At 72.3% G+C, this 23012-nt stretch carries 22 protein-coding genes; 11 read left to right on the top strand and 11 right to left on the bottom strand.

Annotated features, from left to right (window positions below):
* Positions 1–52: 52 nt before the first annotated feature.
* Together C6376_RS08280 and C6376_RS08275 are read right to left on the bottom strand one after the other, a co-directional pair.
* On the bottom strand, positions 53–1648 hold the full coding sequence (locus tag C6376_RS08280; RefSeq protein ID WP_107442823.1) for an ABC transporter permease: 1596 nt from the start codon (positions 1646–1648) through the stop codon (positions 53–55).
* Positions 1645–2538, bottom strand: coding sequence for an ABC transporter ATP-binding protein (locus C6376_RS08275; RefSeq protein ID WP_107442822.1), 894 nt, complete (start codon positions 2536–2538; stop codon positions 1645–1647). The genes C6376_RS08280 and C6376_RS08275 overlap by 4 nt, the downstream gene beginning before the upstream one ends.
* A 73-nt stretch (positions 2539–2611) precedes the next feature.
* On the opposite strand from C6376_RS08275, the gene C6376_RS08270 reads away from it, so the two are divergent.
* A complete protein-coding gene (locus tag C6376_RS08270; protein WP_107442821.1) occupies positions 2612–3109 on the top strand; it encodes a GbsR/MarR family transcriptional regulator in 498 nt (165 codons plus the stop codon).
* Between the two features lie 115 nt (positions 3110–3224).
* Here the strand turns inward: C6376_RS08270 and C6376_RS08265 are convergent, their stop codons facing one another.
* Entirely contained in the window at positions 3225–4076 is an 852-nt protein-coding gene (locus C6376_RS08265; RefSeq protein ID WP_254075874.1) for a diacylglycerol kinase family protein, read from the bottom strand.
* Positions 4077–4282: 206 nt separating this feature from the next.
* Between C6376_RS08265 and C6376_RS08260 the strand changes: the two genes are divergently transcribed.
* Together C6376_RS08260 and C6376_RS08255 are read left to right on the top strand one after the other, a co-directional pair.
* Entirely contained in the window at positions 4283–5566 is a 1284-nt protein-coding gene (locus tag C6376_RS08260) for an adenylosuccinate synthase (RefSeq protein ID WP_107442820.1), read from the top strand.
* Positions 5567–5855: 289 nt separating this feature from the next.
* Positions 5856–6149, top strand: a complete 294-nt coding sequence (locus tag C6376_RS08255) for a hypothetical protein (protein ID WP_107442819.1) — start codon at positions 5856–5858, stop codon at positions 6147–6149.
* A gap of 15 nt (positions 6150–6164) precedes the next feature.
* On the opposite strand, the gene C6376_RS08250 is transcribed toward C6376_RS08255, so the two are convergent.
* The 4 genes from C6376_RS08250 to C6376_RS08235 form a co-directional block, all read right to left on the bottom strand.
* Positions 6165–6815, bottom strand: a complete 651-nt coding sequence (locus tag C6376_RS08250; RefSeq protein WP_107442818.1) for a hypothetical protein — start codon at positions 6813–6815, stop codon at positions 6165–6167.
* A gap of 59 nt (positions 6816–6874) precedes the next feature.
* Positions 6875–9355, bottom strand: a complete 2481-nt coding sequence (locus tag C6376_RS08245; RefSeq protein ID WP_107442817.1) for a dolichyl-phosphate beta-glucosyltransferase — start codon at positions 9353–9355, stop codon at positions 6875–6877.
* On the bottom strand, positions 9352–10053 hold the full coding sequence (locus tag C6376_RS08240; RefSeq protein ID WP_107442816.1) for a GntR family transcriptional regulator: 702 nt from the start codon (positions 10051–10053) through the stop codon (positions 9352–9354). Before C6376_RS08240 ends, C6376_RS08245 begins: the two co-directional genes overlap by 4 nt.
* 197 nt (positions 10054–10250) lie before the next feature.
* Complete coding sequence (locus C6376_RS08235) at positions 10251–11606, bottom strand: aspartate aminotransferase family protein (protein WP_107442815.1); 1356 nt, start codon at positions 11604–11606, stop codon at positions 10251–10253.
* An 86-nt stretch (positions 11607–11692) separates the two neighbouring features.
* Here C6376_RS08235 and C6376_RS08230 point away from each other — a divergent pair, with 86 nt between their 5' ends.
* Together C6376_RS08230 and C6376_RS08225 are read left to right on the top strand one after the other, a co-directional pair.
* Positions 11693–11875: a hypothetical protein gene (locus tag C6376_RS08230; RefSeq protein ID WP_107442814.1), complete on the top strand. Its 183-nt coding sequence runs from the start codon at positions 11693–11695 to the stop codon at positions 11873–11875.
* A 93-nt stretch (positions 11876–11968) separates the two neighbouring features.
* Positions 11969–13819: a serine/threonine-protein kinase gene (locus tag C6376_RS08225; RefSeq protein ID WP_107442813.1), complete on the top strand. Its 1851-nt coding sequence runs from the start codon at positions 11969–11971 to the stop codon at positions 13817–13819.
* Between the two features lie 133 nt (positions 13820–13952).
* On the opposite strand, the gene C6376_RS08220 is transcribed toward C6376_RS08225, so the two are convergent.
* A complete protein-coding gene (locus tag C6376_RS08220; protein WP_107448844.1) occupies positions 13953–14690 on the bottom strand; it encodes an SLATT domain-containing protein in 738 nt (245 codons plus the stop codon).
* 339 nt (positions 14691–15029) lie between these two features.
* Here C6376_RS08220 and C6376_RS08215 point away from each other — a divergent pair, with 339 nt between their 5' ends.
* From C6376_RS08215 to C6376_RS08205, 3 genes are all read left to right on the top strand, one after another.
* Entirely contained in the window at positions 15030–15374 is a 345-nt protein-coding gene (locus C6376_RS08215) for a YbaB/EbfC family nucleoid-associated protein (RefSeq protein ID WP_107442812.1), read from the top strand.
* A gap of 79 nt (positions 15375–15453) precedes the next feature.
* Positions 15454–16053, top strand: coding sequence for a recombination mediator RecR (gene recR, locus C6376_RS08210; protein ID WP_107442811.1), 600 nt, complete (start codon positions 15454–15456; stop codon positions 16051–16053).
* Positions 16046–16708 (top strand): DUF5063 domain-containing protein, encoded by a 663-nt coding sequence (locus C6376_RS08205; protein ID WP_107442810.1) that lies wholly within the window; start codon positions 16046–16048, stop codon positions 16706–16708. The genes recR and C6376_RS08205 overlap by 8 nt, the downstream gene beginning before the upstream one ends.
* Before the next feature lie 169 nt (positions 16709–16877).
* Here the strand turns inward: C6376_RS08205 and C6376_RS08200 are convergent, their stop codons facing one another.
* On the bottom strand, positions 16878–17714 hold the full coding sequence (locus C6376_RS08200; protein WP_107442809.1) for a PhzF family phenazine biosynthesis protein: 837 nt from the start codon (positions 17712–17714) through the stop codon (positions 16878–16880).
* A gap of 158 nt (positions 17715–17872) precedes the next feature.
* Here C6376_RS08200 and C6376_RS08195 point away from each other — a divergent pair, with 158 nt between their 5' ends.
* On the top strand, positions 17873–18370 hold the full coding sequence (locus C6376_RS08195) for an SgcJ/EcaC family oxidoreductase (RefSeq protein WP_107442808.1): 498 nt from the start codon (positions 17873–17875) through the stop codon (positions 18368–18370).
* Between the two features lie 10 nt (positions 18371–18380).
* On the opposite strand, the gene C6376_RS08190 is transcribed toward C6376_RS08195, so the two are convergent.
* Both C6376_RS08190 and C6376_RS08185 read right to left on the bottom strand, forming a co-directional pair.
* The gene (locus C6376_RS08190; RefSeq protein WP_107442807.1) at positions 18381–19733 is read right to left on the bottom strand and encodes a HAMP domain-containing sensor histidine kinase; all 1353 of its coding nucleotides are present in this window, start codon (positions 19731–19733) and stop codon (positions 18381–18383) included.
* Positions 19730–20413: a response regulator transcription factor gene (locus C6376_RS08185; RefSeq protein WP_107442806.1), complete on the bottom strand. Its 684-nt coding sequence runs from the start codon at positions 20411–20413 to the stop codon at positions 19730–19732. The genes C6376_RS08190 and C6376_RS08185 overlap by 4 nt, the downstream gene beginning before the upstream one ends.
* A 189-nt stretch (positions 20414–20602) precedes the next feature.
* Here C6376_RS08185 and C6376_RS08180 point away from each other — a divergent pair, with 189 nt between their 5' ends.
* Positions 20603–21880 carry an aspartate kinase gene (locus tag C6376_RS08180; RefSeq protein WP_107442805.1) on the top strand — a complete coding sequence of 426 codons (1278 nt, stop codon included), beginning with the start codon at positions 20603–20605 and terminating at the stop codon, positions 21878–21880.
* Positions 21880–22938, top strand: coding sequence for an aspartate-semialdehyde dehydrogenase (locus C6376_RS08175; protein WP_173985870.1), 1059 nt, complete (start codon positions 21880–21882; stop codon positions 22936–22938). The genes C6376_RS08180 and C6376_RS08175 overlap by 1 nt, the downstream gene beginning before the upstream one ends.
* The last annotated feature ends 74 nt before the right edge of the window (positions 22939–23012 follow it).

Here is a 23012-nt window from a genome sequence, read left to right as displayed (position 1 = left end):
TCCGGCCCACCGCCTTCACCACGGCCCCGGTCACCGCGAGCGTGGCGGACGGTCACGTCGTCATGTCGCGCCGCCGCACTCCCGCCAGGCCGACGGCGGACAGGACGAGCGCCGACAGCAGCAGGACCAGCACCGGCCCCCATGCCATCTCGCCGCCGGGCAGCTTCGGCAGGTGGGCGAAGGGGGAGACGTCCAGAACCGCCGACGGTGCGTCGAGGGCGGGGCCGATCCAGCCGAGGAGGAGGATCGCGGCGGCCACGCCCCAGCCGGCCGGGGCCAGCCGCGGAGCCCAGCCGTACAGGACGAGGGTCAGGGCGCCGACCGTCCACACCGCGGGGAGCTGCACCAGACAGGCGCCCAGGACCGGGAGGGTCTGCCTGCCGTAGCCGGCGGCGAAGCCGAGGCCGGCCAGCAGCATGATGAGGGCAGCGCCGCCGAAGGCGATCGCCAGGTGCCCGGACGCCCAGCGCAGCCGTCCCACCGCGTTCGCCAGCACGGGTTCCGCGCGGCCCGACGTCTCCTCGCCGTGCAGCCGGAGCACGGACGCGACGACGAAGAGGGACGCGATCAGCCCGAGCATGCCGATCATCGAGGCGAGGAACGCGTCCGTCAGCCCGGACTGCCCGCCCATCCGCTCGATGATCTCGCGGGCCCTGTCGTTGTCGCCGACCAGGTCGGCGGCGCCCTCGGTCAGGCCGCCGTAGACGACGCCGGCGAGGAGGAAACCGATGCTCCAGCCCAGCACCCCGCCCCGCTGCAGCCGCCAGGCCAGGGCGAAGGCGCTGCCGAGCCGTCCGGTGGGGGGTCCGGGGAGGGTCGGCAGGAAGCTCATGCCGACGTCGCGGCGGCCGGCCAGGCCGTAGGCCAGCGCGCCCTGTGCGAGGATCGCCGCCGCGAAGAGCCCCAGCACCCACCATCGTTCGTCCGCGAACGGCCGCAGGTTCTCCAGCCAGCCGAGCGGCGAGAGCCAGGTCAACGGTGACGAACCGTCGGTCCTGGCCGAGTCGCCCGCCGCCCGCAGGACGAAGGCGGCGCCGAGGACCGCCGCCGTCAGCCCGCGGGCCAGCCGTGCGCTCTGCGTGAGCTGGGCGACGACCGCCGCCGTCGTCGCGAACAGCATGCCCGCTGCGGCCAGACCGAGGCCGAACGCGGCGGCGCCCGCCGCCCCTTGACCCGCGAGGCCCGCCGTGACCAGCAGACCGAGGGCGGCGTCGGCGACGGCCGCCGCGAGCAGGGCCGCCGTCAGGGAGGCGCGCCGCCCGACCATGCCGGAGGCGATCAGCTCCTGACGGCCGCTCTCCTCCTCGTCACGGGTGTGCCGCACCACGACCAGCAGGCTCGTCACCGCGGCCAGGGCGGCTGCGAACACGCCGACCCGCCAGGCCGTCAGCGCGCCGAGCGAGTCGTCGAACACGGGGCCGATCAGGGCACGGAAGGAGGAGTTGGCGTCCATCTGCCGCAGCAGGTCGGCCCGGGCGGCCGGAGTGTCGTACAGGCCCTCGAGGCTGGCGGGCATGGACAGCACCATGAGGGTGTTCACGGCGACCCAGACCGGGATCAGCAGCCGGTCGCGGCGGAGCGCGAAGCGCAGCAGCGTTGCGGTGCCGGTGAGTTGGGAGAACCGGGGTGCGGCGAGGACGGTGGTCACTGCGCCGCCTCCTGGTAGTGCCGCAGGAACAGTTCCTCCAGTGTCGGCGGCGTCGACGTCAGCGACCGCACGCCCGACGCGCTCAACGACCGCAGCACGGCGTCCAGTCGGTCGGTGTCGACCTGGAGGCGGACCCGTCCGCCCCGCACCTCCAGGCCGTGCACGCCCGGCAGGTGCGCCAACCCGTCGGGGGCGCCGGCCAGTTCGGCGGTCACGCTGGTGCGGGTCAGATGGCGCAGGTCGGCCAGGGAGCCGGTCTCCACCGTGCGGCCCTTGCGGATGATGCTGACGCGGTCGCACAGTTCCTCGACCTCGCTGAGGATGTGGGAGGACAGCAGGATCGTCCGGCCCCGGTCGCGTTCCTCGCGCACACAGTGCTGGAAGACCTCCTCCATCAGGGGGTCGAGGCCGGACGTCGGTTCGTCCAGGATGAGGAGGTCGACGTCCGAGGCGAACGCGGCGACCAGGGCGACCTTCTGACGGTTGCCCTTCGAGTAGGTGCGGCCCTTCTTGGTGGGGTCCAGCTCGAAGCGGTCGATCAGCTCGGCGCGGCGGGCGGTGTCGAGGCCGCCGCCGCGCAGCCGTCCGTACAGGTCGATGACCTCGCCGCCGGAGAGGTTGCGCCACAGGGTGACGTCGCCGGGCACGTAGGCGATGCGCCGGTGCGCCTCGACCGCGTCCTTCCACGGGTCGCGGCCGAGGATCCGCGCGGCGCCCGAGTCGGCGCGCAGCAGGCCCAGCAGGACGCGGATGGCGGTGGACTTGCCGGCGCCGTTGGGGCCGAGGAAGCCGTGCACCTCCCCGGCCTCGACCTCCAGGTCGAGCCCGTCGAGCGCGTGGGTGCGGCCGAAGGACTTGTGCAGTCCGGACACCGTGATGGCCTTCGTCATGGCGCCGAACGTACGCTTCTTTCAGAAATTTGTGAAGTTAAGGAAATGTGTGAACCGTCGATAGGGTGGGGCCATGACCGAAACTGATGCGGACGGGCGGGACGAGGAGGCCGTGTCGCGGTTCGTCGAGTCCTTCGCCGCCCAACTCGTCGAGGCCGGTATGCAGCGCATGCCCGCCCGGGTCTTCGCCGCGCTCCTCTCCTCCGACGAGGGCGCGATGACCTCCGCCGAACTCGCCGGACAGCTCAGGATCAGCCCCGCCGCCGTCTCCGGCGCGGTGCGCTACCTGGCCCAGCAGCACATGGTCTCCCGCGAGCGCGAGCCCGGTTCCCGGCGCGAGCGCTACCGCGTGCACAGCGACCAGTGGTACGAGGCGCTGACCAACCGCGAGGCCGTGCTGAAGCGGTGGGAGGGGGCGCTGCGCGAGGGCGTCGAGAGCCTCGGCGGCGACACCGCCGCGGGACGCCGGATGTCCGAGACCCTCGCCTTCTTCGAGTTCGTCGACACCGAGATCGCCGCCATGATGGAACGCTGGCGACAGCACCGCGCACAGCTCTTCGGAGACGGCTGATGCCGTGACCCGGGCAGGTCCACCGGCCCGGCAGGCCTTTCCGGTCACGGCACCGGTGCCGTGTCCCGGACGCCCTGTTCCGGCCCGGGACGCGCGTTCTTCCGGGGTCCGCCGCTCACCGCACCGGCAGCATCAGCGCCAGCGCTCCCTCCCGCACGGTCCACGTCCGCCGGCGTACCGGGCCGGCGACCGCGGCGTCCGTCCGGTAGCGGAAGTCGGCCCCCGAGACGGTCACCGTCCGGCCGTACGCCCGCAGCGGCGCCGCCTCCGCGCCCACCGACGAGGGACGCACCACCACCTCGGCCGAGCCCGAGGCCCCGGGCGTCACCGACACCGCCTCCACCGGCTGGTCCAGGTCGACCAGGGTCGTCCCGTCCACCTCGACCCGCAGCCGGGCCGGGCCGGGCGGGAGCGGGGCGGCGACCGGCCGGGAGGGCCGGGAGGGCCTGACGGGGACGAGCGTGCGGACCAGCGACTGCAGCCAGGGCCGCCCCGCGGGGTCCGCCGGCAGGACGCCGCCGGCGGCCGGCGGCGCGGGGATCCGCAGCGTCCCCAGCACCACCCCGTCGCTGTCGTCGACCAGCAGGTCCAGCCGCCGCTCGGCCCCGTCCAGGACGGCCCGCGCCGCCGCGACCGGGCCCGTGGGCACGCCCAGGGCGTGCGCGACGGCCACGGAGCCGCCCACCGGCACCACCGACAGCACGCAGTCGGCCAGGGCCCGCTGCCGGTGCAGCAGGGCCACCGCCCGGGCCAGCGCACGGTCGTCGCCGATGACCACCGGCCGCCGCGATCCCCGCCGGGCCAGCGCCCGGGCGAATTCCTCCGGGTCCTCCGGCAGACACACCTTCGTGCTGGACGCACCCGCGCTGAGCACGTCTTTCGCGATCCGCACGGACTCCCCGTCCGCGCGCCGGGAGACCGGATCGATGATCACCAGCAGCTGATCGGACGTCGCGAAAGTCGCCACCTCGGTCCTGCCTCGCTTCCTCGGGTAGCATCTTTGTGCAAGAGCCCCTTGCGCTATTGCGCCAGGGGCTTCGTCTATTCCGGGGCATCCGGGTCCGACAACGGGCGACCAACGACGGTCGCGGCGCTCGCGGTGAACGTGGTGGAACGATCCACCACGTACGCCTCCGACCTTGGACATGCCCCACCCGGAAGGGGTGTACGCGCGTGCCCGCACTTGTGCTGCTCGGTGCTCAGTGGGGTGACGAAGGCAAGGGAAAGGCCACCGACCTGCTCGGTGGCTCGGTGGATTACGTGGTGCGTTACCAGGGTGGCAACAACGCCGGCCACACGGTCGTCGTGGGCGACCAGAAGTACGCACTCCACCTGCTCCCTTCCGGAATCCTGTCTCCCGGCTGTACGCCGGTCATCGGTAACGGTGTCGTCGTCGACCCGTCGGTCCTGCTCTCCGAGCTGAGCGGTCTGAACGAGCGCGGCGTCGACACGTCGAAGCTGCTGATCAGCGGCAACGCGCACATCATCACTCCGTACAACGTGACTGTCGACAAGGTGACCGAACGCTTCCTCGGAAAGCGCAAGATCGGCACCACCGGGCGCGGGATCGGTCCGACTTATGCCGACAAGATCAACCGGGTCGGCATCCGGGTCCAGGACCTGTACGACGAGTCCATCCTGATGCAGAAGGTGGAGGCGGCGCTCGACGCCAAGAACCAGCTGCTCACCAAGCTGTACAACCGTCGTGCGATCGCCGTCGACCAGGTCGTCGAGGAACTGCTCGGCTACGCGGAGAAGCTCGCTCCGTACGTCACCGACACGGTCCTCGTCCTCAACCAGGCGCTGGAGAACGACAAGGTCGTCCTCTTCGAGGGCGGTCAGGGCACGCTCCTCGACATCGACCACGGCACGTACCCCTTCGTCACCTCGTCCAACCCGACCGCGGGCGGCGCCTGCACCGGCGCCGGCGTGGGCCCGACGAAGATCAGCCGGGTCATCGGCATCCTGAAGGCCTACACGACCCGCGTCGGCGCGGGCCCCTTCCCGACCGAGCTGCTCGACGAGGACGGCGAGGCGCTGCGCCGTATCGGCGGCGAGCGGGGTGTGACCACCGGCCGCGACCGCCGCTGCGGCTGGTTCGACGCGGTCATCGCCCGCTACGCGACCCGCGTGAACGGCCTGACGGACTTCTTCCTGACCAAGCTCGACGTCCTGACCGGCTGGGAGCAGATCCCGGTGTGCGTGGCGTACGAGATCGACGGCAGGCGCGTCGAGGAACTGCCGTACTCGCAGAGCGACTTCCACCACGCGAAGCCGATCTACGAGACGCTCCCCGGCTGGTCCGAGGACATCACCAAGGCGAAGTCGTTCTCCGACCTGCCGAAGAACGCCCAGGCGTACGTGAAGGCGCTGGAGGAGATGTCCGGCGCCCCGATCTCCGCTATCGGCGTCGGCCCGGGCCGGGACGAGACGATCGAGATCAACTCGTTCCTGTAGCAGCGGCGAACAGCACCGCCGGCGGCGGCGAAGAGCACCGTCGGCGGTAGTCGGCCCGGGCCGGTCAGGACATCCTCGACCGGCCCGTGGTCTGTCCGCGGTGCCGCCCGGGACCGGTCCGCCGCACCGGCGGTGACCGAGGCCGGGCGTCCGTCCGTCGGTGGCGGGTGGACGTCTCGGCTCACGTCCTCCTCGTCGCTCTCCCCGGGGACAGGCAGGGAGAAATGCCCCATACGGGACTACTCTGAGGGTGACATCCGTGTGTGCCGATCAGAGGAAGGTGACTGCGATGCGCGTGATGCTCAAGGCGTCCATGGACACGGAGAAGGCGAACGAGGCCATCCGGAGCGGGACCCTGGCCAAGCTCATCGAGGAGTCGATGGAGCAGATCAAGCCCGAGGCGGCCTACTTCACCACCGACCACGGCAAGCGCACCGCCTACGTGTTCTTCGACATGCAGGACAGCGCCCAGATGCCCGTGCTCAGCGAGCCGTTCTTCCTCAACCTCGGGGCCGAGATCGCCTACACACCGGTGATGAACATGGAGGACGTGCAGAGGGGACTGTCCCAGCTCGGCCGCTGACGGACCGCGGCCGGCTCAGCTGAAGACGATCATCGACCCCTGCGCCAGACTCCGCGTCGCCGCCGCGTGCAGCCCGAGCCAGACGTGCCGCTCACGTGCGAAGGGGCTGGGATCGTACGGCGCCGGGACAGCCGGCTCCTCCAACTCCGTGGGGCCGGCGGGCGGCTGGGGGGCCGCCGGAGGGTTGGCCGGATCGATGCCGATGGACGGGGCCACGAACTCCAGTTCCCGCAGCAGCGACTGGGCGGAGCCCAGGGGGCCGCCGCCCGCGAGGAGTTCGTCGTTCGACAGCGGCTGCGGGAAGTCCACGGGGACGTACGCGCCCGCGTGGTCGTAGTGCCAGACCAGGTGGGACTGCTGGGCCGTCCCCTGGAACATCTCCAGCAGCTGCTCGTAGTCGCCGCCCAGCTCGTCCACCGGAGTCACCGGCAGCTGGCACACCTGGAGCAGGTAGGCGCGGCGCAGGAAGTGCAGGGCGTCGTAGTCGAAGCCCGCGACCGGGGCGACCTCCCCGGACAGTCCCGGCATGTACTGGTACACCGGCACCGGCGGGAGTCCCGCCTCCGCCAGCACCTTGTTGTACTGGGCGAGTTCGTCCGCGAAGGGGTTGTCGGGGGTGTGGCACAACACGTCGACGAGCGGCACCAGCCACAGGTCACAGGCCAAAGAGAGCTCCTCACTCAGTACGTTGACCGGTCAGGGAAGACTAGTCGGTGCGGCACGCGTCAGCTCCCCTCGTGCAGATCCCATACCCACACTCCGGCCACCCGCCTCCCGGGCCGGCCGACCAGTTCGTCCACGGTCTCACGCAGCCGGTCCGCGTGGCGCCGAGGGACCAGCACCAGTACGCCCGCCCGCCAGTACGCGAAGTCCTCGCGGGCCTCGGCGCGGGCCTGGGCGTCGATCACCGGCACCACGCCGGTCTGGCGCACGTCGCGCAGCAGACTCGCCGTGAAGCGCAGCGGGACGCCGTAGACGCCGGTACGGTCGCCGTCCCCGTAAGGGCCGTTGAAGTAGCCGCCGGGCATCCGGAAGCCGAGGCCGGACGCCGTCTGCCAGTGCAGGGCCTCGGCGTCCTCCGGTTCGGCGAGCGGCACCGGGACCAGCGTCTCGCCGGGCCGGACGTAGGCCTTCCAGACGCCGTCCGCGAAGAAGGCGGGCGTCTCGGCGCGCGGCTCGGACCTCAGCGGCGCCGGGACGAGGGGGAGCAGGGCGACGCAGACGGCCAGCAGCCCGGCGTACTGGGTGCCGAGCCGGCGGGCGTGGGCCAGCCGGTCGACGGCCAGGGCGAGCAGCATGCCGAGCGCCGGGGCGCAGACCAGCGCGACCCGGCTCTCGATGACCGACTCGAAGAGCGGGAGGCCGGCCAGCGGGGCCCAGGGGCCGGGCACGGTGACGCCGGTGAGGGGCACGGCGACCCGGGCGCCGAGGGACAGCACCGCCGCGGCCAGCGCCGTGCAGGCCAGCGCCTTGACCGCGGGCCGCCGCCACAGCAGCGCGGCGATCGCGAACGCGAGCAGGACCAGCGGCCAGCCGTAGAAGGCGTTCTGCTCGGTGGGGTTCAGGGAGAGCGCGTCGGCGCGGTCGGCGTCGCCCGCGATCAGCGAGCGCTCGGCGAACGAGACCAGCGACCGCACGGAGTTGGTGACTCCGGGCGCGGAGCCGTGGTCGACGCTCGTGTAGCTCTGCGGCCCGGAGAACTGCCAGGCCAGCGGATAGAGGACGAGCGGCAGACAGACGGCTGCGGCGATCGCGAGGCCGTTCAGCAGCGGGCGGGCCGCCGTGCGCGCCACTTCGGGGCGCACGGCGCCGTAGGCCACGGCGAACAGGAACATGCCCAGGGCGGCGAGCAGCAACGACTCCTGGCCCAGGAAGAACTGGTAGGCCGTCAGCAGGCCGAGGGCGACCGCGTCGCGGGTGGTCCGCCGTCCGGCCGTCAGCCGCAGGGCGCGCTCGATGATCGGCGGGATCATGAAGAGCACGACGAAGTTCGGGTGGGCGTTGGCGTGGCTGACCATCGGCGGGGCGAACGCGGCCAGCGCGGCTCCGGTGAAGGCGGCCGCCCGCTGCGCCACGAGCCGCCGCACGATCAGCCGGTACCAGGCGACGGCGGTGGCGGTCAGACCGAGCGTCATCACCAGGCTGAGCGTGACGGCGGGCCCGAACAGCAGGGTCACGGGTGTGAGCGGCACCGACAGGCCCGGCATCGCCGTGTTGGCCATCAGGTTCACGCCGCCGGGGAAGCCCTGGAGGTCGGTGAACAGGGGGTTGCGCAGGTGGGCGACGTTGTCGGCGGTCACCGCGAAGAACCACTCCCACTGGTTCTGGTCCTGCAGGGAGTCGGTGAGATAGCGCTGCGCCGGGTCGAAGAAGCGTCCGGAGAAGAGTGTGACCGCCAGCGCGAGGAAGAGGACGGCCGCCAGGACGTCGGCGGGTCTCGGTACGGGGAGTCGCAGCCGGACCAGGTCGCGCAGGAAGCGGAGGTAGTCCGCCGGGCGGACCTTCGAGCCGGGCTGGTGGGACCAGTGCACGGGCACCTCGGCGACCGGCCAGTCCGCCCGCCGGAAGTGGCGCAGCACCTCCACGTCGATGGCCCAGCCGTCGAGGCGGGAGGCGGCGAAGGCGGTGCGCGCCTTGTCGCCGTCGAAGAGCTTGAACCCGCACTGGGTGTCGTGCGTCCCGGGCAGCGTCGTCCGGCGTATCAGCAGGTTGCCGGCCGCGCCGAGGAGTTCGCGCATCCGGTGCTGGCGGCTGCCGAGGGTGGCGCCGGGGACGGCCCGCGAGCCGATCGCCGCCGCGTGCCCGTCGGCGAGGGCCTTCTCCAGGCGGGCCAGCTCCTCGACGGGGGTGGCGAGGTCGGCGTCCGTGACCAGCACCCGGCGGCCCCGGCTGGCGGCGACGCCCAGGCGCAGGGCGTGGCCCTTGCCCCGGCGGCCGGTGCCGGAGCCGGTGACGAGCCGGACGCGCGGGTCGCGGCGGACGGTGACGAGTTCGCGGGTGGCGTCGGTGGAGCCGTCGTCGGCGACCACGATCTCCCAGCTGCCGCAGGGGCTCCCGGGGGCGTCCAGGTGGCGGCCGACCGCGTCCAGGGTGGGGCCGAGCCGTCGCTCCTCGTTGTAGGCGGGGACGACGACGGACAGCTCGACGGCCGGGGCGGCGGACGGCGCGGTGGGGGCGTGCGCGGCAGGGGCGTCCGCCCGGCTCATCCCGCGGCCAGCCGCTCGATCAGGGTGATGGACTCGGTGTTGTACGCGGCGAGCATCCTGCGGGCGGCGGCGGTGTCTCGGCGGTACAGGGCGTCGACGAGTTCGGTGTGGCCGGACCACAGGAAGCCGCGCAGATCGCTCAGCCGGCGCAGGTGCTGCACCGTGCACACCCAGGACTGCACGCGCAGCCGGTGCAGGAAGTCGGCGAGGTAGGGGTTGCCGAAGAAGGCGCTCAGCTCGCGCCAGAAGCGCAGGTCGTAGCCGATGAGGACGGTGAGGTCGCCCGCGGCGGCGGCGCGCTGCGCCTCCTCGCCGCGGCGGCGCACCCCGGCGATGGCGGCCGCGGTCCGCGGCTCGTCGAAGTCGCGCTGGTCCTGGCGGCCGCCGTCGAGGGCGATGAACATGCCCTCGATGATCAGGTTGCGCGCCTCGATCATGCCGCGGTAGTCCTCGACGGAGAACTCGTGGACCCGGAAGCCCCGGTGCTGGTCGGCGTCGAGGAGACCTTGTGCCGAGAGGTCGACGAGGGCCTCGCGGACGGGGGTGGCGGAGACGCCGTACTGCTCGGCGATCTCCTTCACCGTGAACTCCTGCCCGGGCTGGAGCCGTCCCGACAGCACCTCGTCGCGAAGCGCGTCGGCGATCTGCTGGCGCAGGGTGCTGCGCGTCACTGCGCCGTTGCCGGTGCTGCCGGGCATGGTCGAGGCGTCTCCTCGTCGGGGGCGGAAGAATGGCGTGCTCTTCGCTATGTACGAGCACGCCAGCTTACGCGTTCGATGAAATCGAGCCCCCTTCGAGGGAATCCCGACGGAATCCCGCCCGGGTCCCGCCGGAGAGCGTCGGGAAACCGGCGGGATTCGGGGAAGCGGCCCCGGGGGCGGGTCGCCGGCCGGGCCTACTCGGTGAACTCGTCGGCCGCCGAGAGCGCCGTGTCGAGGGCCGCGAGGCCTTCCTTGACCTCCGACTCGCAGACGTTGAGCGGCGGCACGAAATGCGTGCGGTTCATGTTCACGAACGGCCACACGCCGGCCTTCCTGGCCGCCGCGCCGAACGCCGCCATGGCCGCGTTGGCCTCGCCGGCCGCGTTGTACGGCACCAGCGGTTCGCGGGTCTCGCGGTTCTTCACCAGTTCGACCGCCCAGAACATGCCGACCCCGCGCACCTCGCCGACGCTCGGGTGCCGCTCGGCCAGTGCCCGCAGCCCCGGCTCGACGAGGGAGGCGCCGAGGCGCTTCGCGTTCTCGACGACGCCCTCCTCCGCCATGACCTCGATCGTCGCGACGGCGGCCGCGCAGGCCAGCGGATGCCCCGAGTACGTCAGGCCGCCCGGGTAGGGCCGCTTGCCGAAGGTCTCCGCCACGGCGCCGGAGATGGCCACTCCGCCGAGCGGCACGTATCCGGAGTTCACGCCCTTGGCGAAGGTCATCAGGTCGGGCACGACGCCGGACAGGTCGGCCGCGAACCACTCCCCGGTGCGTCCGAACCCGGCCATGACCTCGTCGAGGACGAAGACGATCCCGTGCCGGTCGCAGATCTCGCGGACGCCCGCGAGGTAGCCGGGCGGCGGGACCATGATCCCGGCGGTGCCCGGGATCGTCTCGAGGATGATCGCGGCGATGGTCGCCGGCCCCTCGAAGGCGATCGTCGTCTCGAGGTGTTCGAGGGCGCGCGCGGTCTCCTGCTCCTCGGTCTCGGCGTAGAAGCGGGAGCGGTAGAGGAAGGGCGCCCAGAAGTGCACGACGCCGGCCGTGGCGGTGTCGGAGGCCCAGCGGCGCGGGTCGCCGGTGAGGTTCACGGCCTGCTGGGTGCCGCCGTGGTAGGAGCGGTAGGCGGAGAGCACCTTGGCGCGGCCGGTGTGCAGCCGGGCCATGCGCACGGCGTGCTCGACGGCGTCGGCCCCGCCGTTGGTGAAGAAGATCTTGTCCAGGTCGCCGGGGGTGCGCTCGGCGATCAGCCGGGCCGCCTCGGAGCGGGCCTCGATCGCGAAGGCGGGGGCGAAGGTGGTCAGGCGTGCGGCCTGCTCCTGTATCGCGGCGACGACCTTCGGGTGCTGGTAGCCGATGTTCGTGTAGACGAGCCCGCTGGTGAGGTCGAGGTACCGGTTGCCGTCGTAGTCCCAGAAGTACGACCCCTCGGCGCCGGCCACGGCGAGCGGGTCGATGAGCTCCTGGGCGGACCAGGAGTGGAAGACGTGCGCGCGGTCGGCGGCCTTGACGGCGGCGCCGGCCCGGGGGTCGGTCTGAGGGGTCATGTCAGTGAGCGTAAATGTCCGCGATGCGGAAGCGGTATCGGCGTCCTGTTCGGTGGGCGGGGCGATTCCGCGACAGGTTGTCGGGCGTGGGGGAGGGGGACGGCGAAGCGCGGGCCGCGGTCGCCCGCGTCGAACCCGGGCACGCGGCCTGCGCCGGCCGGCGGGCCGGCGAAGGCGTACGGAGGGGCGAGCTCGCCGAGGCCGTACACGTCCTGGAACGCCTGTCCCAGGTGCGGGACGCACTGGAGCAGCCCGTTACGCAACCGTAGACATCGCGCCGCACAACTCCCCGAACGGCCGGATTATTCTCGGCTGGATTGCACATGTCTCGATCACACATGTGCGGGAAAGGCGGCGCCGCGATGGAGAAGCTGGGCCAGGGGGACCCGCAGCGCATCGGCGGTTACCGGCTGCTCGCGCGGCTGGGTGCGGGCGGCATGGGGCAGGTGTACCTCGCCCGCTCGGACCGCGGGCGGACGGTCGCCGTGAAGCTGGTGCGGCCGGAACTGGCGGCGCGCGAGGAGTTCCGGGCGCGGTTCCGGCAGGAGGTGCGCAACGCGCAGCGGGTCGGCGGATTCTGGACCGCGCCCGTCCTCGACGCCGACACCGAGGCCGCCGTTCCCTGGGTCGCCACCGGCTATGTCGCCGGGCCGAGCCTCCAGCAGGTCGTGAGCCACGACCACGGCCCGCTGCCCGAACGGTCGGTGCGCATCCTCGCCGCCGGGCTCGCGCACGCGCTCACCAACATCCACGCGGCCGGCATCGTCCACCGCGACCTCAAGCCGTCCAACGTGATGGTGACCATCGAGGGGCCGCGCGTCATCGACTTCGGCGTCGCGCGGGCGCTGGAGAGCGTGACCGGCGACAGCCGGCTGACCCAGACCGGCGCGGTGATCGGCTCGCCCGGCTTCATGGCCCCCGAACAGCTGCGGGGCGCCCCGGTCACGCCCGCCAGCGACGTCTTCTGCCTCGGCTCGGTCATCACCTACGCCGCCACCGGCGCCCTGCCGTTCGGCTCCGCCGACAGCGGTGTGCCGGCCCTGATGTTCCGCATCGCGGAGAACGAGCCCGACCTCGCGGGCGTCCCCGAGGGCATCGCCGACCTGGTCCGCGGCTGTCTGCGCAAGGACCCGGGGGCCCGTCCCTCCCTCGAGAGGGTCCTGGAGCTCACCGGCGTCGACGACACCGTCTCCGACGGCCGCTCCCGCGACCCGTGGCTGCCCGGCGCCCTGGTGGCCCAGCTCGGCCGGCACGCCGTACGGCTGCTGGAGGTGGAGGACCCGGAGGGCGCGGACACCTCGGCGGACACCGCCCGGTGGAGCCCCACCGCTCCGTCCGAGGCCGCGCCCCAGCACTCCGGGCCGCGCGGCGACGCGCTCGCGCCGGACCACCGGCCCACGCTGGTCGCGGGTCCCGGCGGCGTGCCGCAGCAGACGCACCCGTCCCAAGCGGGCCCCGCCCCGGCCCACCCGGCGTACGGCTTCCCGCCCCGGCATCCGCAGCAGGCGCCCTCCGCCCCCGGTTACGGCCACCATCCGACGCCGGGCGTGCCGGCCCCCTACAACCCGTACGCGGCGGACGGCGGCGGCCCCGGCGGTGCTCCGCCGTACGCCGCTTACGGGCCGGACGAACCCGTCGGCCCGCAGGACCCGCCGGGCCGCAGCCGCCGGGCGACGGTCCTGCTCGTCCTGGTCGCCCTGGTGGTCGCGGTCGCCGCAGGCGGCTCGGTGTACGCGTTCATGAACGGCGACGACGACAGCGCCGCGGGCCCGTCGCCCAGCACCTCGGCCTCCCGCACCGCGGGTTCCTCGCCGGAGGCCGACCCGTCGTCGTCCCCCTCCACGTCCGCCTCCCCGTCCCCGTCGCGGAGCGGGGAGGTCCCGGCGGCCTACCTCGGCGACTGGACCGCCACGATCAGGAACGACACCGGCACCAACAAGCGCCGGCTGACCATCTCGCAGGGCGAGGTGGGGGACACGGTGCTCGTCCTCGCCGCCGACGGCGACTCCTACCACTGCGAGTTCAGCGCCACCCTCGCCGGGCGTCCCGGCGAGGACGGCCCGCTGCGGATCGGCCCGTCCAAGGTCACCGCAGGCCGGCCCCTCTCCTCCTGCACCCCCGGCGCCGCCTCGGAGGTCACCCTCCTCCCCGACGGCAGCCTGCAGCGCGTCAACACCGGCACCGGGGAGAAGCTGACGTACACCCGCGGCTGAGAGAAGACGCGCGGCCGGGCATGAGCGCGCGGCCGGGATTGAGGCGCGCTGCCCGGCTCGAGGCGCGTGGCCGGGAGCGACGCCGCCCCGACGGTCGCCATGGGCGGACGGGCCCTCGAGAGCGCCGCCGGTGTCAGCGGGGCTCCGGCGGCCGTTGGCGGGGCATGTTCGGCCGGGCGTTCGCTCCCGGCGGCGAGGGGAACCTGCCCGGGCCGCCGCCCGCGTCCACCCGTCCGCCCATGGCGACCGCCGTCTGGATGCCCAGGGGCGCGGGACCGGTGCGGAACTCCACCATCCAGTCGGCCGTCTCCGCTCGCACCAGGTCGGCGACGTCCTCGGAGAACCGGCGCAGCACCGCCAGACACCGCTCGGCCGCCTCGCTCGCCGTGCCCTCGGCCGGGCCCAGCACCTCCCGGACGCTCTCCGAGGCCCATTCGAACTGCAGCACCTGCAGCCTGCGCTGCACGGCCTGCGCGGTGGCGACGTCCCGCATCCAGCCCGAGGTCACCCCGAAGAACCGGTCCACCGCCAGGCACGCCACCGCCAGCAGCAGCGCCAGATACCCCCAGGGCGCCACGCCGTCCGTCACCCGGGTCAGGTCCAGCAGCGGCAGCGCGGCCCCGCACACCGCCCCGGCGGCCGCGCCCGTACGCAGGGCCCGCGCGCCCCGCCGCTTCCACACCCGGTCGGCGAGGTACCAGGCGGCCGTCTCCAGCGCTCCCCGCTCCACCCACCGGTACAGCTCGTCCAGCCGCTCGGCGGGCTCGCCCCAGTCCCCCAGGGGGAACGCCCGTCCGGTCAGGTCGCCCGGCCGCAGCCCGGCCGCGCCGCCCTCGCCCCGCCCGTCCTGAGGCGGTCCTTCGGGCTGCATCTCCGGCTGCTGAGCCACCCGCACTCCCTCCCGATCCCGACTGATCCGGCCGATCCCGACCGATCCGGCCGATCCGGCCGCTCACGTTGCGTGACGCCCGCGACGTGCCTGATGCCCGGCACTGATGCGCCGGACCTTTCCTACCTCCCAATGGGTGGCGAAGAGGAAGGTTTCGTCTCTTTGACGCCTGGAAGTGGGCCTTGATCAGGTATAGGACTCCCGCACAACTCACTCGAAAGAGTGCTGGGGCGACACCCGCACAGACCACGTAGGCTCGTGCCGAGCGGCAAAAAACCGTTCGAGGACGCGCCCGACAGTCGTAGAACACAGGAGTTGATCGTGATTCCCGGTGGTGGCCAGCCCAACATGCAGCAGCTGCTCCAGCAGGCCCAGAAGATGCAGCAGGACCTGGCCCGCGCCCAGGAGGAGCTGGCGAACACGGAGGTCGACGGGCAGGCGGGCGGCGGACTGGTGAAGGCCACGGTGACCGGCTCCGGCGAGCTGCGCGGGCTGAAGATCGACCCGAAGGCGGTCGACCCGGAGGACACCGAGACCCTCGCCGACCTGATCGTCGCGGCCGTCCAGGCGGCCAACGACAACGCGCAGACCCTGCAGCAGCAGAAGCTCGGCCCGCTGGCCCAGGGCCTGGGCGGCGGCAGCGGCATTCCGGGTCTGCCTTTCTAGGGCCGGTCCGCCTTACGCGGACCGGCCTCGGCCGACTACCGTACGTACCGCAAGGAACCCCAGGAAGGACGGCAGTCCGTTGTACGAAGGCGTGGTCCAGGACCTCATCGACGAGCTCGGGCGGCTGCCCGGCGTCGGTCCCAAGAGCGCGCAGCGGATCGCCTTCCACATCCTGCAGGCGGAGCCGACGGACGTACGGCGCCTCGCGCACGCCCTCCTGGAGGTCAAGGCGAAGGTCCGCTTCTGCGCGACCTGCGGCAACGTGGCGCAGGAGGAGCTGTGCGGCATCTGCCGCGACCCGCGCCGCGATCCGACCTGCATCTGCGTCGTGGAGGAGCCGAAGGACGTCGTCGCGATCGAGCGCACGCGCGAGTTCCGCGGCAAATACCACGTCCTGGGCGGCGCGATCAGCCCGATCGAGGGGGTCGGCCCCGACGACCTGCGGATAAGGGAACTCCTCGGGCGGCTGGCGGACGGCACGGTCACGGAGCTGATCCTGGCCACCGACCCGAACCTGGAGGGCGAGGCCACCGCCACGTACCTCGCCCGCATGATCAAGCCCATGGGCCTGAAGGTCACCCGCCTGGCCAGCGGCCTCCCGGTGGGTGGCGACCTGGAATACGCGGACGAGGTCACCCTCGGCCGCGCCTTCGAGGGGAGACGACTCCTAGATGTCTGACGCCACGCTGCACGCGACCGGCCCGAACCCGGACGACTTCGCGGTCCAGATCGCGGACCAGGTGGAGAGTTTCCTGGTAGCGGTCACCGAGGTGGCCAAGGGCGACGAACCGGGCTCGGCGGTCCCCTTCCTCCTCCTGGAGGTCTCCCAGCTCCTGCTGGCCGGCGGCCGTCTCGGCGCCCACGAGGACATCGTCCCCGACGAGCGCTACGAGCCCGACCCGGGCTTCGAACCGGACGCCGACGAGCTCCGCGAGAACCTGGCCCGCCTGCTGGACCCGGTCGACGTCTACTCCGAGGTCTTCGACCCCTACGAGCCCCGCAAGGCGCCCGTGCCGGCCCGGATCTCCGACGACCTCGCGGACGTGATCGCCGACCTGCGCCACGGCATGGTCCACTACCGCGCGGGCCGCATCACCGAGGCCCTGTGGTGGTGGCAGTTCTCCTACTTCTCCAACTGGGGCTCCACGGCGTCGGCGACGCTGCGCGCCCTGCACTCGGTCCTCGCCCACATCCGCCTGGACCAGCCCCTGGAAGAGCTGGACGGCCTCGACACCGACCAGTCCCCGCTGGGCGACGAGACCCTGGAGTTCGAGGCGGGCCGGGTGATGGCCGAGGAGATCGGCGGACAGCTCGGCGTACGGCCCCGCACCTAGAAGTTGAATGAAGATCTTGCTCCGGTCGCCCGGCTCGCCCCGGATCGCCGGTAGATGTCGATCGTCACGAACCGGTGCGAGCCGGGCGTGATTTCAAGATCTTCAGGGCACTTCCAGTGCCGTGAGCCGCTGCGGCCCGGGTACGCCCAGGGCTCCGGGGACGGGCCGGTCAGAGGGACACGGCCGTCCCCGTGACGCCGATCCCCGTGTCCCGCCCGTCGGGCACGGACACCGTGAGGGTGCTCGGGCGGCCCATGTCGACGCCCTGGTGGATCGTCAGGGTCTGTGGCGGTGAGACGAGCCCGAGCTCCCGCAGATACCCGCCGAGGGCGGCGGCCGCCGCGCCGGTGGCCGGGTCCTCGACGATCCCGCCGGGCGGGAACGGGTTGCGGGCGTGGAAGACGGTGGGGGACTCCCGCCACACCAGGTCGACGGTGGTCCACTCCCGGCGGGCCATGAGGGCGGACAGGGCGGGCATGTCGTAGTCGAGGTCGGCCAGCCGGCCGCGGTCGGCCGCGGCGACGACCGGATGCCGGGCCCCGGCGTAGGCCACGCGGGGCGGCAGGGCCGGGTCGAGCTCGTCGGCGGACCAGCGCAGTGCCGCCAGCAGTGCCGTCAGATCGTCGTCGGCCAGGGGCTCCGTGTGCGGGGCGACGCTCACCAGGGTCGCCACCGTGCTGCCGTCGTCGGCCACGGCGGTGGTGACGGGGACCGTCCCGACACCCGTGTGCAGGACCAGCGAACCCGGCCCGTGCCGCTCGGCGTGGGCGACCGCCGTGGCGATCGTCGCGTGGCCGCAGAACGGCACTTCGGCGAGTGGGCTGAAGTACCGGACGAACAGGCCGCCTTCGTCGCACGGCACGGCGAACGCCGTTTCCGAGTAGCCGACTTCGGCCGCCGTCGCCAGCATGGTCTTCTCGTCGATGCCGGTGGCGTCGAGCACCACGCCGGCGGGGTTGCCGCCGGCCGGGTCGGCGCTGAACGCCACATACCGCAGAACCTTCATGCGGCGACCGTAGCGCAGCCCGCCGCGGGCCGTCCGGCCGCCGGCGGCCGAGAATTGGGAGGGTCTTAAACCTCCCCTGTACGGCGGCTGCACCGGCCCTAACCGGCCGGACGCGAATCTTGAGTCATCCAACAGCACCAAGCCGCACAGGAGTTGCGATGACCCGCAAGACCCGCATACGCGCCGCCCTCGTCACCGCCACTGCCGTCGTCACCGCGGCCACGGTGTCGGTCGGAGTCAGTTCGGCCGGCTCCGAGAAGCCCTCGAAGCCCAGCAAGAAGCAGATCGCCGCCCTGTTCGACGGCTGGAACGCCGCGCTGCAGACCCGTGACCCGAAGACCGTGGCCGACCGCTACGCCAAGGACGCGGTCCTGCTGCCCACCCTCTCCAACAAGGTCCGCACCGACCGCGCCGGCATCGTCGACTACATGGAGCACTTCCTCCACAACAAGCCGGTCGGCAAGAAGATCGAGACGCACATCAACGTCCTCGACGGCAACTCCGCCCTCGACAGCGGCGTGTACCAGTTCACGCTCACCGACCCGGCCACCGGCAAGAAGAACGTCGTCCAGGCCCGTTACACCTACGAGTACGAGAAGCGCGGCGGCAAGTGGCTGATCGTCAACCACCACTCGTCGGCGATGCCCGAGAGCTGACCGCCCCGGTTCACCCCGCCCGCGGGGCGGCACGGAGCGTGAAGCACACACGCAGACCGCCCCCGGGGGCGTCCTCGAGGCGCACCGTCCCGCCGTCGTCCGTCACCAGTTGTCTGACGACGGCGAGGCCCAGCCCGGACCCGGAGCGCCCGGTGAGGCCCTGACCGCGCCAGAAGCGGTCGAAGGCACGGGACTTCTCCGCGTCCGACATGCCCGGACCCTCGTCCGCCACGGACATGACCACCTCGCCCGCCGCGGACTCCAGCCGGACGGTGATCCGCCCGCCGTCCGGCGACACCTCCAGGGCGTTCGAGAGCACGTTGTCCAGCACCTGTTCCAGATGACCGGGGCTGGCCAGCACAGACGGCCGGCCGTCGACACCACTCCCCCTGAGCGCGATGGTCACTCCGCGCTCGTCGGCGGCCGGTCTCCACACCGTCAGCCGTTCGGCCACGATGTCCTTCAGCGGCAGCGGCTCCGCCGCCGTCACCTTGGCCTCGGCGCGGGCCAGCACCAGCAGGCCGTTCACCAGCCGGCTCATGCGGACCACCTCCGCCGTGGCCTGCTCCACGTCCTCGCGGACGAACTCGTCGTCCACCCCGTCCGCGATGTTGTCCAGCGACAGCCGCAGCGCGGTGAGCGGGGTCCGCAGCTGGTGCGAGGCGTCCGCGACGAAGATGCGCTGCGAGGCGACCAGGGTGTCCAGGCGTTCCGCGCCCTGGTTGAGGGTGCGCGCCAGCGTCTGCGTCTCCGGCGGGCCCGTGACCGGAGAGCGCGCGGTGAGGTCGCCGTCGCTGAACCTGCTCGCCATCGAGTTGAGCGCGCGCAGCGGCGCGGTGATCCGGCGGGCGGCGTACGCGCCGATCGCGGCCGCCGCTCCGAGCACGAGGACGGCGAGCCCCGCGCGAAAGCCCCAGATGCTCCACAGCCGCCGGGTCATGTCCGAGGTGGAGTAGACGATCCGCACGGCCGCCTCGCCCTGGGCGGGCACGGTGACCGTCAGCTGGTCGCCCCAGATGAAGTCCGAGCCCCAGTCCGTGGTCGGCTTGTTCTCCCGCACGGCCCTGGTCAGTGCGGGGCCCGCGGCGGGCCCGGGCAGGTCCGGGGCGCAGCTGCGGGTGGGGGTCACCTGGACGTGGCCGGGGGTCCCCTCGCCGTACGCCTCGGCCACCTCGGTCAGCGCCTTGCACGAGATGCGGTCGCCGTTGCCCAGCAGCAGCGCCATGGTGTTGGCCTCGCGCATGACGGAGAGCTCGGTGTCGTCGCGCAGCTGCTTGGTGAGCGTGAAGGCGACCGGCACCGTGAACAGCAGGATGGCGACCGCGACCAGCAGGATGTAGCTGCGGATGAGCTGGCGGTTCATGCGGACTCGGCGTCCTCGACGATCTCCAGCCGGAAGCCGACCCCGCGCACCGCCGCGATGGCGACGACGCCGGCGAGCTTCCGCCGCAGGGCCGCCACGTGCACGTCCAGCGTCTTCGTCGGGCCGAACCAGTTCGCGTCCCAGACCGCTTCCATGATCTGTTCCCGCGACATCAGCGCGCCCGGCTCCTCGGTGAGGAAGGCGAGCAGGTCGTACTCCTTCGGCGCGAGCGCGATCTCCGCGCCGTCCACGTGGACGCGGGCCGCCTTGCGGTCGATGGTGAGGCGTGCCCCATAGCGGTCGGCCGGGGCGCCGGCGGCCGTGCGCGGCTGCACGCGCCGCATCACCGCGCGTATCCGGGCGATGACCTCGCGCACCCCGAACGGCTTGGACACGTAGTCGTCAGCGCCCAGCTCGAGGCCGACCACCCGGTCCGTCTCGTCGCTGCGGGCGCTGATCACGATGATCGGCACGCCGCCGCGCTCGCGCAGCGCCTTGCAGACGTCGAGGCCGTCGGTGTCGGGCAGCCCCAGGTCCAGCAGGACCACGTCGTAGGGGCCGGGGTGGGCGAGGGCGGCGGCGCCGGTGCTCACCCAGTCGACCGCGAAGCCGTACCGCTTCAGCCCGCGTCGGAGCGATTCGGCGACCGGCTCGTCGTCTTCCACCAGAAGTACGTGCACGCTCGCACATTAGTCCTTGAAACTTAATTCACAGCTATCACCGGCGCGAGAGTGGGCAGGGACCACCAGAGCGCGTCGGCATCTCACCATGCGGTACCCCGGAGGTGGATTTCGGGCGCTCGTTAGACTGAGCCGACCGCAGTACAAGGGCGTATGTGCGGAAAGAGACAAACTGAGCGAGGAGCGCACGTGGGCCTTGTCGTGCAGAAGTACGGAGGCTCCTCCGTAGCCGATGCCGAGGGCATCAAGCGCGTCGCCAAGCGGATCGTGGAAGCGAAGAAGAACGGCCACCAGGTGGTCGTCGTCGTTTCCGCGATGGGCGACACGACGGACGAGCTGATCGATCTCGCCGAGCAGGTGTCACCGATGCCCAGCGGCCGGGAATTCGACATGCTGCTGACCGCCGGAGAGCGGATCTCCATGGCCCTGCTGGCCATGGCGATCAAGAACCTGGGCCACAGCGCCCAGTCGTTCACCGGCAGCCAGGCAGGCGTCATCACCGACTCGGTCCACAACAAAGCCCGGATCATCGACGTCACGCCGGGCCGCATCCGGACCGCGCTGGACGAGGGCAACATCGCCATCGTCGCCGGGTTCCAGGGCGTCAGCCAGGACAAGAAGGACATCACCACGCTCGGGCGCGGCGGGTCCGACACGACGGCCGTCGCCCTCGCCGCCGCGCTCGACGCCGAGGTCTGCGAGATCTACACCGACGTGGACGGCGTGTTCACCGCCGACCCGCGCGTGGTGAAGAAGGCCCGCAAGATCGACTGGATCGCCTTCGAGGACATGCTGGAGCTCGCGGCCTCCGGCTCCAAGGTGCTGCTCCACCGCTGTGTGGAGTACGCCCGCCGCTACAACATCCCGATCCACGTCCGCTCGTCCTTCAGCGGGCACGAGGGCACGTGGGTCAGCAGTGCACCGATCGAGCAAGGGGACAAGCCGGTGGAGCAGGCCATCATCTCCGGTGTCGCGCACGACACCTCCGAGGCCAAGGTCACGGTCGTCGGCGTGCCGGACAAGCCGGGCGAGGCCGCCGCGATCTTCCGCACGATCTCCGACGCCGAGATCAACATCGACATGATCGTGCAGAACGTGTCCGCGGCCTCCACCGGCCTGACGGACATCTCCTTCACGCTGCCCAAGGCCGAGGGCCGCAAGGCCATCGACGCCCTGGAGAAGAACAAGTCCGGCATCGGCTTCGACTCGCTGCGCTACGACGACCAGATCGGCAAGATCTCCCTGGTCGGCGCGGGGATGAAGACGAACCCGGGCGTCACGGCCGACTTCTTCACGGCCCTGTCCGACGCGGGCGTCAACATCGAGCTCATCTCGACCTCCGAGATCCGCATCTCGGTCGTGACCCGCGCCGACGACGTCAACGAGGCCGTGCGCGCCGTGCACAGCGCCTTCGGGCTCGACTCCGACAGCGACGAGGCCGTCGTCTACGGGGGCACCGGGCGTTGATCTCGGCAACGCGCCGACCGACGCTCGCGGTCGTGGGGGCGACCGGGGCGGTCGGCACGGTCATGCTGCGGATCCTGTCCCAGCGGGCCGACGTCTGGGGTGAGATCAGACTCGTCGCCTCGGCGCGCTCGGCCGGCCGCAAGCTGGCCGTGCGCGGCGAGGAGGTCGAGGTGCTGGCCCTGTCGGAGGAGGTCTTCGACGGGGTCGACGTCGCGATGTTCGACGTGCCCGACGAGGTCGCGGCGCGGTGGGCGCCGGTCGCCGCCGCCCGGGGCGTGGTCGTGGTGGACAACTCCGGCGCCTTCCGGATGGACCCGGACGTGCCGCTGGTGGTGCCCGAGGTCAACGCGCACGCGGTGCGGGGCCGGCCACGCGGGATCGTCGCCAACCCCAACTGCACCACCCTGTCGATGATCGTCGCCCTCGGCGCGCTGCACGCCGAGTACGGGCTGCGTGAGCTGGTGGTGTCCTCGTACCAGGCGGTCAGCGGGGCCGGCCGGGCCGGGGTGGAGACGCTGCGGCAGCAGATCACGATGGTCGCCGGCACCGAGCTGGGCACCCACCCGGGCGACGTGCGGCGGGCCGTCGGCGACAGCACCGGGCCGTTCCCCGAGCCGGTGGCGCTGAACGTCGTCCCGTGGGCGGGGTCGCTGCGCGCGGACGGCTGGTCCTCCGAGGAGATGAAGGTGCGGGACGAGACCCGCAAGATCCTCGGCCTGCCCAGGCTGCCGGTGGCCGTGACCTGCGTCCGCGTCCCGGTCGTCACCGGGCACTCGGTCACCGTCCACGCCCGCTTCCAGGACGAGGTCACCGTCGACGGCGCCCGCGAGATCATCGCGACGGCCCCCGGCGTCGTCCTCTTCGACAACCCGGCGGCGGGCGAGTTCCCCACCCCCGCCGACGTGGTCGGCACCGACCCCACCTGGGTGGGCCGGGTGCGTCGGGCCCTCGACGACCCGACGGCGCTGGAGCTGTTCGTGTGCGGCGACAACCTGCGCAAGGGAGCCGCGCTGAACACCGCCCAGATCGCGGAGCTGCTCGCGGCCGAGCTGTCCTGAGGCGGCGGAGCCGGCCCGAGGCGCGGGTGCCGGCCGGGGCCGCGCGCAATTGTAGGATCTTTCAAGCAATGTGA

Origin of the sequence: Streptomyces sp. P3 (assembly GCF_003032475.1) — a bacterium.
In the GTDB taxonomy this organism is placed as follows: Bacteria; Actinomycetota; Actinomycetes; order Streptomycetales; family Streptomycetaceae; genus Streptomyces.
Note: the sequence above shows the minus strand (reverse complement) of the source record. Positions and strands in the feature narration are given on the sequence as shown.

Bases quoted from the DNA above. Each gene is read 5' to 3' on its own strand.
- C6376_RS08275 (WP_107442822.1), bottom strand. From the start codon at position 2,538: ATGACGAAGGCCATCACGGTGTCCGGACTGCACAAGTCCTTCGGCCGC.
- C6376_RS08270 (WP_107442821.1), top strand. From the start codon at position 2,612: ATGACCGAAACTGATGCGGACGGGCGGGACGAGGAGGCCGTGTCGCGG.
- C6376_RS08255 (WP_107442819.1), top strand. From the start codon at position 5,856: ATGCGCGTGATGCTCAAGGCGTCCATGGACACGGAGAAGGCGAACGAG.
- C6376_RS08245 (WP_107442817.1), bottom strand. From the start codon at position 9,355: ATGAGCCGGGCGGACGCCCCTGCCGCGCACGCCCCCACCGCGCCGTCC.
- C6376_RS08240 (WP_107442816.1), bottom strand. From the start codon at position 10,053: ATGCCCGGCAGCACCGGCAACGGCGCAGTGACGCGCAGCACCCTGCGC.
- C6376_RS08235 (WP_107442815.1), bottom strand. From the start codon at position 11,606: ATGACCCCTCAGACCGACCCCCGGGCCGGCGCCGCCGTCAAGGCCGCC.
- C6376_RS08225 (WP_107442813.1), top strand. From the start codon at position 11,969: ATGGAGAAGCTGGGCCAGGGGGACCCGCAGCGCATCGGCGGTTACCGG.
- C6376_RS08220 (WP_107448844.1), bottom strand. From the start codon at position 14,690: ATGCAGCCCGAAGGACCGCCTCAGGACGGGCGGGGCGAGGGCGGCGCG.
- C6376_RS08205 (WP_107442810.1), top strand. From the start codon at position 16,046: ATGTCTGACGCCACGCTGCACGCGACCGGCCCGAACCCGGACGACTTC.
- C6376_RS08200 (WP_107442809.1), bottom strand. From the start codon at position 17,714: ATGAAGGTTCTGCGGTATGTGGCGTTCAGCGCCGACCCGGCCGGCGGC.
- C6376_RS08195 (WP_107442808.1), top strand. From the start codon at position 17,873: ATGACCCGCAAGACCCGCATACGCGCCGCCCTCGTCACCGCCACTGCC.
- C6376_RS08190 (WP_107442807.1), bottom strand. From the start codon at position 19,733: ATGAACCGCCAGCTCATCCGCAGCTACATCCTGCTGGTCGCGGTCGCC.